The organism is Tropicimonas sp. (genome assembly GCF_047971885.1).
Taxonomy (GTDB): domain Bacteria; phylum Pseudomonadota; class Alphaproteobacteria; order Rhodobacterales; family Rhodobacteraceae; genus Tropicimonas.
Map to the genome: position 1 here is coordinate 1 of NZ_JBKEAE010000166.1, position 3,452 is coordinate 3,452.

The 3,452-nt window shown below is 62.7% G+C and carries 4 protein-coding genes; all 4 read right to left on the bottom strand.

Annotated features, from left to right (window positions below):
- Positions 1–85 precede the first annotated feature (85 nt).
- Positions 86–1,102: a DNA-directed RNA polymerase subunit alpha gene (locus ACK5IR_RS14085; protein WP_416929806.1), complete on the bottom strand. Its 1,017-nt coding sequence runs from the start codon at positions 1,100–1,102 to the stop codon at positions 86–88.
- 116 nt (positions 1,103–1,218) lie between these two features.
- Positions 1,219–1,608, bottom strand: a complete 390-nt coding sequence (gene rpsK, locus ACK5IR_RS14090; protein ID WP_416929807.1) for a 30S ribosomal protein S11 — start codon at positions 1,606–1,608, stop codon at positions 1,219–1,221.
- Positions 1,609–1,622: 14 nt separating this feature from the next.
- Entirely contained in the window at positions 1,623–1,991 is a 369-nt protein-coding gene (rpsM, locus tag ACK5IR_RS14095) for a 30S ribosomal protein S13 (RefSeq protein ID WP_416929808.1), read from the bottom strand.
- A gap of 380 nt (positions 1,992–2,371) precedes the next feature.
- Positions 2,372–3,452: preprotein translocase subunit SecY (gene secY, locus ACK5IR_RS14100; protein WP_416929809.1), on the bottom strand; the 1,081-nt coding region annotated here is incomplete at its 5' end.

Here is a 3,452-nt window from a genome sequence, read left to right on the forward strand (position 1 = left end):
TTGTCCGGGGCCCCATGCGTGCGGGGCCCTCTCCTTGGGGCGGAATGCCCGGGTGCGGGCGCGCCGTCGGGCACGTCCGGGAGGATCAGAACTGATCCTCGTATTTCTTCGCCAGATCCTCGATATTCTCCGGCGGCCATTCCTCGACATCCATGCCGAGGTGCAGCCCCATGCCCGAGAGCACTTCCTTGATTTCGTTCAGCGACTTGCGACCGAAGTTCGGGGTGCGCAGCATCTCGGCCTCGGTCTTCTGGATCAGGTCGCCGATATAGACGATGTTGTCGTTCTTCAGGCAGTTGGCCGAACGGACGGACAATTCGAGTTCGTCCACCTTCTTCAGAAGCAGCGGGTTGAACTCCAGCCCGTCGTCCTCATCCTGGCGCTGTGCCGATTCCGGTTCCTCGAAATTGACGAAGATCGAAAGCTGATCCTGAAGGATGCGCGCGGCAAAGGCGAGCGCGTCCTCCGGCGTGACCGAGCCGTCGGTCTCGATCTTCAGCGTCAGCTTGTCGTAATCGAGCACCTGACCCTCGCGGGTCGGCTGCACGTCATAGGAGACCTTCTTGACCGGCGAATAGATCGCATCGATCGGAATCAGGCCGATGGGCGCGTCCTCGGGGCGGTTCTTGTCGGCCGCCACATAACCCTTGCCGGTGTTGACCGTCAGTTCCATGTAAAGGTCCGCACCATCATCGAGGTGGCAGATCACCAGTTCCTTGTTGAGGATCTCGATTCCGGCGGATTGCGAGATATCGCCGGCGGTTACCACACCCGGCCCCTTGGCCGAGATCGTCAGCCGCTTGGGCCCGTCGACCTCCATCAGGATGGCAACCTGTTTCAGGTTGAGCACGATATCGGTCACGTCCTCGCGGACGCCGGCAACGCTCGAAAATTCGTGCAGCACGTTGTCGATCTGGACGCTGGTGATCGCGGCCCCCTGAAGCGAGGACAGCAGCACCCGGCGCAGGGCATTGCCCAGCGTCAGGCCGAAGCCCCGCTCCAGCGGTTCGGCCACCAGCGTCGCCCGTCGCGACGCGTCGGCGCCGGGCCTGACCTCAAGCTGCGTCGGCTTGATCAGTTCCTGCCAATTCTTGTGGATCATGTATGTCGCCTCCATACCTGTTCGCTTCCCATGACCGTGGCCGCGAACGCCCGAGGTTCAAATGCGCGTGCGGACCGCGCCATGCCGGCGCGATCCGGAGTTCTTGCAGTCCTGCGTCAGACGCGGCGGCGTTTCGGCGGCCGGCATCCGTTATGGGCAATCGGGGTAACGTCCCGGATCGACGTGATGTTGAAACCGACAGCCGCCAGCGCGCGCAATGCGCTTTCGCGGCCCGATCCCGGCCCCTGAACCTCGACCTCGAGGGTCTTGACGCCATGTTCCTGCGCCTTGCGGCCGGCATCTTCGGCCGCCATCTGGGCGGCATAGGGGGTCGATTTCCGCGACCCCTTGAACCCCATCGTACCGGCCGACGACCAGGAGATCGCATTGCCCTGCACGTCGGAAATCAGGATCTTGGTATTGTTGAACGACGAATTCACATGCGCCACGCCGGCGGCGATGTTCTTGGAAACCTTGCGCTTGGCAGGTCGCTTGTCACGGGCCATTTTCCTGTCTCCCCTTACTTCTTCTTGCCGGCGATCGGCCGGGCCGGGCCCTTGCGGGTTCGGGCGTTGGTATGGGTGCGCTGGCCGCGCACGGGGAGATTGCGGCGATGGCGCAGACCGCGGTAGCAGCCGAGATCCATCAGGCGCTTGATGTTCATCTGGGTCTCGCGGCGCAGGTCGCCCTCGACCGACAGATTGGCGTCGATATATTCGCGCACGGCCAGAACTTCGGCGTCGCTCAGTTCGTTGACGCGGCGGGCAGGATCGATCCCGACGGCTTCGACGATCTTGTCGGCGGTGTCACGGCCGATGCCGTAGATATAGGTCAGCGCGATCGGTACGCGCTTGGCGGTCGGGATGTTGACCCCAGCGATACGTGCCAAGAGGGATGTTCCTTCACGGTTGCGGTTCCGTAGCTCCAGAACCTTTTTTCACAACATCGACCCGACAGCAGGATTGCCATCGGGCCAGGTTAGCCGCCGACCGGCCGATGCCGGGCTGGCAAGGGATTCGACGGCGATTCTCACTTGAGAGGCTGCACGTAATACGTAACCGGAACCCCGTCAAGGGGCCGTTCACCGCATGTCAAGCACTTTCGCGTAAAGGCGCGAAAGTCGGGATCTGCACATTAATATTTCCTTAACCACGGCAAAGGTCAACCGTCGCGACACCCCACGCGCCGCCATGCTCTGCAACCAAAGCGCGCAGGTCACCCGCGTGGCGGCCGCTGCGGACAGAATCCGCCGGCGCTGCCGCCGCGCGCTTATCGGCGCGCCGGCGCCTTGCGGTTGCGCTTCTTGCCACGCAACTGCGATCTTTCGATCAGCCCCTCGTACTGATGGGCCAGCAGATGTGACTGAACCTGCTGGATCGTGTCCATCGTCACCGACACCACGATCAGCACCGAGGTCCCGCCGAAGTAGAAGGGTATCCCCATCTGGTTCTGCAGAAGCTGCGGGAACAGGCAGACCAGCGTCAGATAGGCCGAGCCGAGCACCAGTATGCGGTGAACCACATAGGTCAGGTAGGCCGCCGTCTTGGCGCCGGGGCGAATGCCCGGCACGAAGCCGTTCTGGTTCTTGAGGTTGTCGGCCACGTCGTCGGTCTTGAACGACACGTTGTCGGTGTAGAAATAGGTGAAAAAGATGATCATCCCGGCAAAAAACAGCAGGTAGAGCGGCTGCCCGGGGCCGAAATAGGCCATGATCGTCGACATGACGGGGCCGGTGTTCCCGCCCGAGAATGTGGCGATCGTCGTCGGCAGAAGCAGCAGGGACGATGCGAAGATGGCGGGAATGACACCGGCCGGGTTCACCTTGATCGGCAGGTGACTGGATCCGCCGTCGTAGACCTTCATCCCGACCTGCCGGCGCGGATACTGGATGTGGATTTTGCGCAGGCTGCGCTCCATGAAGACGACGAAGGTGATCAGCGCCAGCATCATGATCAGCACGCCGATGATGACGGCGGGGCTGATGGCGCCAGAACGGCCCGAGGCAAAGAAACGCGCCAGCGCGGCGGGAACCTCGGCGATGATGCCGACGAAGATGATCAGCGAGATGCCGTTGCCGACCCCGCGCGAGGTGATCTGCTCGCCCAGCCACATCAGGAACATCGTTCCGCCGACAAGGGTGATGACCGTGGCGGCGCGGAAATACCAGCCGGGCTCGGTGGCGAGACCGCCCGCCTCGAGGCTGACGGCAAGCCCATATGCCTGGAAGGTCGCCAGGAACACCGTGCCGTAGCGCGTGAACTGGTTGATCTTCTTGCGCCCCTGCTCGCCTTCCTTCTTCAGCTGTTCCAGCGACGGGACCATGGACGAAAGGAGCTGGATGATGATCGAC

Bases quoted from the DNA above. Each gene is read 5' to 3' on its own strand.
- ACK5IR_RS14085 (WP_416929806.1), bottom strand. From the start codon at position 1,102: ATGATCCACAAGAATTGGCAGGAACTGATCAAGCCGACGCAGCTTGAG.
- rpsK (WP_416929807.1), bottom strand. From the start codon at position 1,608: ATGGCCCGTGACAAGCGACCTGCCAAGCGCAAGGTTTCCAAGAACATC.